The organism is Limnoglobus sp. (genome assembly GCF_059499385.1).
This window is the reverse complement of sequence record NZ_JCABYM010000125.1, coordinates 15057-21542: the sequence shown is the minus strand read 5'-3', so window position 1 is coordinate 21542 and position 6486 is coordinate 15057. Positions and strand designations below refer to the sequence as shown.

At 69.3% G+C, this 6486-nt stretch carries 6 protein-coding genes; all 6 read right to left on the bottom strand.

Going from position 1 to position 6486, the window contains the following annotated elements; translation table 11 throughout:
* Positions 1-136: 136 nt before the first annotated feature.
* A complete protein-coding gene (locus tag AC5JJ2_RS22300; RefSeq protein ID WP_495860247.1) occupies positions 137-907 on the bottom strand; it encodes a hypothetical protein in 771 nt (256 codons plus the stop codon).
* Between the two features lie 3 nt (positions 908-910).
* Positions 911-1375: a flagellar export protein FliJ gene (gene fliJ / locus AC5JJ2_RS22295; protein WP_495860246.1), complete on the bottom strand. Its 465-nt coding sequence runs from the start codon at positions 1373-1375 to the stop codon at positions 911-913.
* Between the two features lie 169 nt (positions 1376-1544).
* Positions 1545-2870: a FliI/YscN family ATPase gene (locus AC5JJ2_RS22290; protein ID WP_495860245.1), complete on the bottom strand. Its 1326-nt coding sequence runs from the start codon at positions 2868-2870 to the stop codon at positions 1545-1547.
* Positions 2848-3498, bottom strand: coding sequence for a FliH/SctL family protein (locus AC5JJ2_RS22285; RefSeq protein WP_495860244.1), 651 nt, complete (start codon positions 3496-3498; stop codon positions 2848-2850). Before AC5JJ2_RS22285 ends, AC5JJ2_RS22290 begins: the two co-directional genes overlap by 23 nt.
* 240 nt (positions 3499-3738) lie before the next feature.
* A complete protein-coding gene (locus tag AC5JJ2_RS22280; RefSeq protein WP_495860243.1) occupies positions 3739-4692 on the bottom strand; it encodes a FliG C-terminal domain-containing protein in 954 nt (317 codons plus the stop codon).
* 110 nt (positions 4693-4802) lie between these two features.
* Positions 4803-6347 (bottom strand): flagellar basal-body MS-ring/collar protein FliF, encoded by a 1545-nt coding sequence (gene fliF, locus AC5JJ2_RS22275; protein WP_495860242.1) that lies wholly within the window; start codon positions 6345-6347, stop codon positions 4803-4805.
* Positions 6348-6486: the final 139 nt, after the last annotated feature.

The window sequence follows — 6486 nt, the reverse complement described above, 5'->3', positions numbered from 1 at the left end:
GGGGGAAAAACCTAGACTTCCGAAGTCCGGCTTCGACTTCGGAAGTCGATCCCGCGCAGGAGCCTTCACGGTGTCGGCGACCGCCCCTCCGCCCGTTCGACTTCCGAAGTCGAAGCCGGACTTCGGAAGTCGGGCGCTACTTCATCGGCCGGCGGGTCGCGAGCAGTTTCGTGAGGAACTGGTTCCGCAGGTCGTCGTCCTTCACGGCCGTCAGGACCGCGGCCGCCTTCGCGTCCTTCATCCGGTTCAGTACCTTCACGGCCGCGTCCATGTTGCCCTTGTCGGCCAGCCCCTGGAGCGACTTCGCCGCTTCGTCGGCGTCCATCTTCTCCATCATCGTGGCCATCTTCTCCACGGCCACCGGGTCCAGGACCTCGGTTTGCGCGCTCACCTTCTTCGCGTCGGCGGCGGCCTTCTCGGCCACGGTCGTGGCCGCCTTCTCGGCGGCTTCCTTCTCCTTCTTCAGCGTCGCGGCCCGCGTCTCGGCGTCGTCCGCCTGCGTCTTCGCCGCCTTCGATTCCGTCAGCACGTCCTTCGTCAGCTTGTTCAGCGCCTCGGTCTGCAGCTTCATGTCGTGCTGGACGATGGCCAGCTGCTGCCGCAACCGCTCGACCTGGTCCTTGTCGCCGGCCGGCTCCTCCGGCTTCTTCGCGGCCGCCCCGTGGTCGTCGGCCTTCTTCTCCGCCGGCTTGCCGTGGTCGTCCTTCGCCTCGGGCTTCTTCTCGGCGGGCTTCGCGTGGTCGTCCTTCGCGTCCGCCTTCGGCTCGACCTTCTTCTCCTTCTCGGCGTCCTTCTTCGCGTCCGCCTGGGCGGCCTCCTCCTTCGACTGCTTCAGCCACATCGACAGCCCGGCCGACACGGAGAACAGCAACAGGGACGACAGCCCGATGATGACGAGGTTCTTCATGGCTCACGCCGCTCCGGCCGTCGAGGTCTGGGCGGCCATCCACCGCCGCAGCGTGACCTCGTCCAGTTGTTCCTGCACCTTCGCGGCTGCCTCCTGCTGCCACCTCTCCCATTGTTGCTGACGCAGCGACGACAGGGACTCGACTTCCTGGGAAACCGCCGTCCGGTTCCGCGCGGCGGCCGCCAACTTCGCCTCCGCGGCCTTCGCCGCCTGTTCGGCTACCTCGATCTGTTGGCCGAGGTGCTCGGACACCGCGTAGGCGTTGACCCACTGCCCCGGCGACACGCCCTGGCCGACGGCCGAGTGGACGGCCGACGACACCTGGAGGAGGCGGGACTTCAGGCCGTCCACCCGACCGCGGGCGTCGGCCACGACCTTCGCGGCGCGGGCCTGCTCCAACTCGGCGAGCCGTTCGAGCTGCTTCTTCACTTTGAGCAGCCGGTCGAGCGAGAACTCGAATCGTTTCACGGGCGATGCCCTCCGCGGGCGGGGTTATGTCAAGGTGGGCGGGTGGCGTCAAGCCGGAGTGACATAGTAGTAGGCACACTCCGTGTGCCGTCTCCTTCCGGCCGCAGTGCGTTCCAACGTGTCTCCGCGGCAGAAAGGAGACGGCACACGGAGTGTGCCTACTACTATCTCAGAAGTTCCACGCCCGCGTCAGTTCCAGCAGGCCCGCCCTTGTTTGATCGAAGCTCGACCGCTCGCCGATGTCCTGCTTCAGGAATTTTTCCACCCGCGGCATCAGCTCGATCGCCTTGTCGGTCTGCGGGTCGCTCCCCTTCTGGTACGCGCCCAGCCGCAGCAGGTCCTGCACGTCCGCGTAGGTCGCGAGGATCGACCGCAGCTTCCGCGACGCCAGCGTCTGGTCCTTCGGGACCACGTCGCCCTGAATCCGGCTGATGCTCTTCGACACGTCGATGGCCGGGTAAATGCCCCGCTCCGCGATCTTGCGGTCCAGGACGATGTGGCCGTCCACGAACGACCGGACCGCGTCCGCGACCGGCTCGTCCATGTCGCCGCCGTCCACGAGCACGGTCAACAGCGCCGTGATCCCGCCGACCGAGGCGTTGCCCAGTCGCTCGATGGTGTTCGCGAGCACCTGGAAGACGCTCGGCGTGTACCCGCGGGCGCTCGGCGGCTCGCCGAGGAGCAGGCCGAGTTCCCGCTGCGCGATCGCCAGCCGCGTCAGGCTGTCGATCATGAGCAGCACGTTCGCGCCGTCGTCCCGGAAGTAGTCGGCGATGGCGATGGCCGACTGCGTCGCCCGGACCCGCATGAGCGGCGTCTGCTCGCACGTCGCCACGACGATGATCGACTTCGCCAGCCCTTCCGGCCCGAGGCAGTCTTCGAGGAACGGGGCGACCTCGCGGCCCCGCTCGCCGATGAGGGCGATCACGTTCACGTCGGCGTTCGCCCCCTTCGCGATCTCGCCGAGGAGCGTGCTCTTGCCGACGCCGGACCCGGCGAAGATGCCGACCCGCTGGCCGAGGCCGAGGGTCAGCGTGCTGTCGATGGCCCGGACGCCGCTGACGAACGGCTCGCGGATGCGGGCGCGGTCCAGGGCGGCCGGGGCCGGGCGGTTCACCGGCTTCCAGTGGCAGTTCTTCAGCCCGTCGCCGCCGTCGAGCGGCCGGCCGAGGCCGTCCAGTACCCGGCCGAGCAGCCGCGGGCCGGTCGGGACGGTCAGCCCGCGGCCCTTCCGCAGCACCGGCATCCCCGGCGTGAGGTTGTCCACCGGGTCGAACGGGACCATGTACGCCAGGTTGTTCTCGAACCCGATCACCTCGGCCAGGATCGGGTCGCCGACCTTCGGCAGGATCGCGCAGTGGTCGCCGACGGACGCCATGACGGTGCTCGTGAGCAGGCCGGTGGCGCTCTTCAGCCGCCCGCCCTGCCGGTAGAGCGGCGTCTGCGTGATGGTCGAACTCAAGCCGGGCATGTCAAGGCCGAGCATTGCGGGCATTAGCCAAGTTCCTCAATAGTTCGTCGCGGATTTCTTGCAACTGCCGGGACGGGTCGGACATCAACAGCGCCCCGTCGCCGCCCTCGACCCGGCACTCGCACCGGGCGAGCGTCGGGTCCGCCACCACCTTCGTGGCGGCGTCCGGCAACAGCGACCGGCCGCCGAGGCGCTTCTCCAGCAGCTTCTGGTCGTCGGGGTTCAGCCAGACGGTGATCTTGTCGTCGCCGACGAGCTGCGCCGCCATGTCGCGGACCATGTTCTCGACCGGGAACTCGTCGGCCGTCACCTCGCGGTGGAGCAGTTGCGCGGCGATGGTCAGCGACAGCTCGACGGCGGCGTTCCGCAACCCGTCGAGGTTCGCGGCCTGCTGGCCGCGGAGGTCGGCGACGGCGGACTGGATGTTCTTGAGGGCGACTTGAATCGTCTCGCGGTCGGCGGCGAGTTCCCGGCCGACGGCCGTGTCCCAGAGGTTGGCGGCCGGGGGTGGGGGGGGCGTGGCGGTGGCGGCGGCGGCGGTGGGGCGGCGAAACGGAGGGAGCGGGGCGTCCGGCGGAACGCGGGTCGCGTTCGTCAGGGGTCCGGTGAAATTCACACGGAACAGCTTCGGGCTAACGTCCGGGCGTCCCATTCCGGGTGTTCCTGTGGCCGTTGGGCAATTTCTGCTCTGGGCGAAGGCGAGGCCATCCATGACCGAGTGCGAGCAGAAAAACGGTGATTCACGCGATAGCTTAGTAGCGTACCGGCGCTAGGAATGAAAGCGTTATCGCGGGTTTTTCATGGATTTTTCCCCCGAATCGCGGACCGGTTTTCGCGGGGCCAGAAAGGTGGGGAAACGGCGCGCTAACGGGCGTTTTAGTGCGGCGAGGCGTTACTCCTCCAGCACGATTTTTCCTTCCTCTTCGTACTGCCGCAGCAGCGTCAGGATTTCGTCCTGGCCTTCCTGGACGCGGGCGGCGGAGATGCTGCCGAGCATCTCGACTTCCTCGTTGAGCAGCTCCCGCGACCGGGCGGAAATGTTCTTCAGAATCTTCTCGGAAATCGCCGGGTCGGCCCCCTTCAGGGCGGTGGCGATGGACCGCAGGTTCAACTGGGAGAGCAGTTGTTGCAGCGGTCGGTCTTCGAGCTTCAGCAGGTCGCTGAATCGGAACAGCTTCGCCTTGAGCTTGGCGGCGAGGTCGAAGTCGGTCGCCTCGATCTTCTGGAGGAGGGCGAGCCGCTCCGGCCGGGGCAGCCCGCGGAGCATGGCCGCGAGGTCGGCGATGCGGTCCGTCTCGGCGTCGGCCGGTTGCTCCGCGAGGGTGTTCCCCTTCTGGGCGACGACCCGCGCGATCTGGTTGACGAGGGCGAAGTTCCGCGGCCCCGGCTGGGAGTACCGCAGGGCGATGTCGGCCCGCACCTCCGGCGGCAGGCCCTTCAGCACGGTCCCGGCGAGGGCCGGGTCGAGCCGGCCGAGGACGAGCGCGACGGCCGACGGCGGCTCGCCGTCGAGCGCCCGGACGAGCCGGTCGATGGACAGCTTCTTCACCGACTCGATCGGGTCTTCGGGCGGCGGCGGTTCGGCCTCGGTCGGCTTGGCGAGCGGCCCGTACTCGCCGGCCGGGACGGCGGTGCTGACGTACCCCCGCTCGAGGATGCGGTGTAGGTCGAAGAACTCGGCGAGGGCGGCGTCCAGGTCTTCCGGCGGCGGGACGGCCGGGGCGGCGACGGCGGCGCGCAGCCGGTCGCCGGCCGGCCCCATGCGGCCGAGGAGTTGCTCGGCCAGGTCCGGCGGCAGCGCCCGCAGGAGGGCGGCCGTCAGGTGTTCGCCGGTCGCGTCAGGCATGGGTGTTCATAGTAGTAGGCACACTCCGTGTGCCGTCTGCTGTCGTTCGCGGCGACCCGGACGAACTCGCTGGGAGCGTGAAGGAGACGGCACACGGAGTGTGCCTACTACTATGGCTTCCCGCCCGCGAGCATCGTCAGCACCTCGGCCACGCGGCCGGGGTCGGCCGTCGCCATTTCCCTCAGTTTAGCGAGCTGCTCCGCCCGCCGCTGCTCCGGCGTCGGGCCGGGCGGCGGTTCTGCCGGCTTCGGCTCCGGCCGCGGCCGGCGGCGCAGCGCGATCAGCGGCACGAGCGCCACCGCCAGCACCACGGCCACGGCCAGGCTGATGTTCCGGGCCAGGGAGACGTAGTTCTGCAACCGCTGGAACTTCGCCGCCTCGTCCTCGACGCCCTCTGCCGCCGGGGCCGCGACGGGCGACCCGAGCCGGGCGTTCGTCACCTTGATCTCGTCGCCGCGGCCGGCGTTGAACCCGACCGCCTTCTTGATGAGGTCCTCGACCTCGGCGACCGTCATCGTCGGCCCGGCCCCGCCCTCCGGCGGCGACAGGTCGATGACGGCCGCGACGTTCAGCCGTTGTAGCGTGGCCCGGTCCCCTTCCACGTCCCGCGTCGTCCGCGACACGTTGTAGTCGGCGTGGTTGACTTCTTCCTTCGACGTGCTCACGCCGCCGGCCGGCGTGACGGGGCTGCCGCCGACCGGCGGGAGGTTGCTCCGCGCCCCGACGACGCCGCCGGCCCGCCCTGTCCCGGTCGTGGAGGAGGTCGAGTTGCGTTCCGCGGACGGAACTTTCCCTTCCGGGAGGAACGTTTCCTGCCGCTCCTTCACCTTCTGGAAGTTGATGTCAGCGCTGACCTTCACGACCGCCCGGCCGCGGCCGAGGGTGGCCGTCAGCACGTCCTCGGCCTTCGCCGCCAGTTCCCGCTCCCAGTCCGTGCGGAACTGGAGTTGGGCCGCCGGCAGGCTGTCCCGGTCGGCGGCGTGCGGGTCGGACAGCAGCCGGCCCTGCGAATCGACGACGGTGACGTTCTCCGGCTTCAGCCCGTCCACGCTGCGGGCCACGAGGGAGACGATGTTCGCCGCCGTCGCGCCGTTGACCGTCGCGCCGGGCTTGAGCGTCAGCACGACGCTCGCCGTCGGCGGCCGCTGGTCGCGGATGAACGGGGACGACTCCGGCTTCGCGACCAGCACGCGGGCCGACTGCACGGGTTCGAGCTTCTCGATGAACCGGCCGAGTTCCGTCTGGATCGCCCGTTGCAGGTTGACCTGTTGGACGAACGGGGTGGAGCCGAGGGAGGTTTCGTCGAAGATTTCGTACCCCTTGCCGCCGCGGAGCGGGAGGGTGGCGTCCCCGGCGATGAGGACGCGGGCCTGCGCGTACTGCGTGGTCGGGACGAGGACGCCGTCCGCGGTGTCTGGGAGGCGGTACGGGACGTTCGCGGCCTGGAGGCGGGTGATGATGGGTTGGATTTCTTCCGGCTGCAGGTTGGAAAACAGCGGGCGGTACTCGGCCGCCGCGCCGGTGGACAGGACGGCGAACGCGGCCAGGGCGGCGAACACGAGGACGGTGAAGCCGACGAGGGCGACCTTCCGGGCCGTGCCGAGGCCCGTCCAGAAGGTGCGGAGCTGTGCCAGCAGCCGCTGCAGCGGTTCCATCCGTGCCCCCAGTTGTTAGTTGGCAGTTGGTAGTTGGTAGTTGGGGGGAGGGGGCGGGGGGGTTGGTGTGGGGCCGACCCACCACCAAACACCCACCAACAAAAAAAAATTGAGGACGGGACCCCCCAGGGCGGGGGGG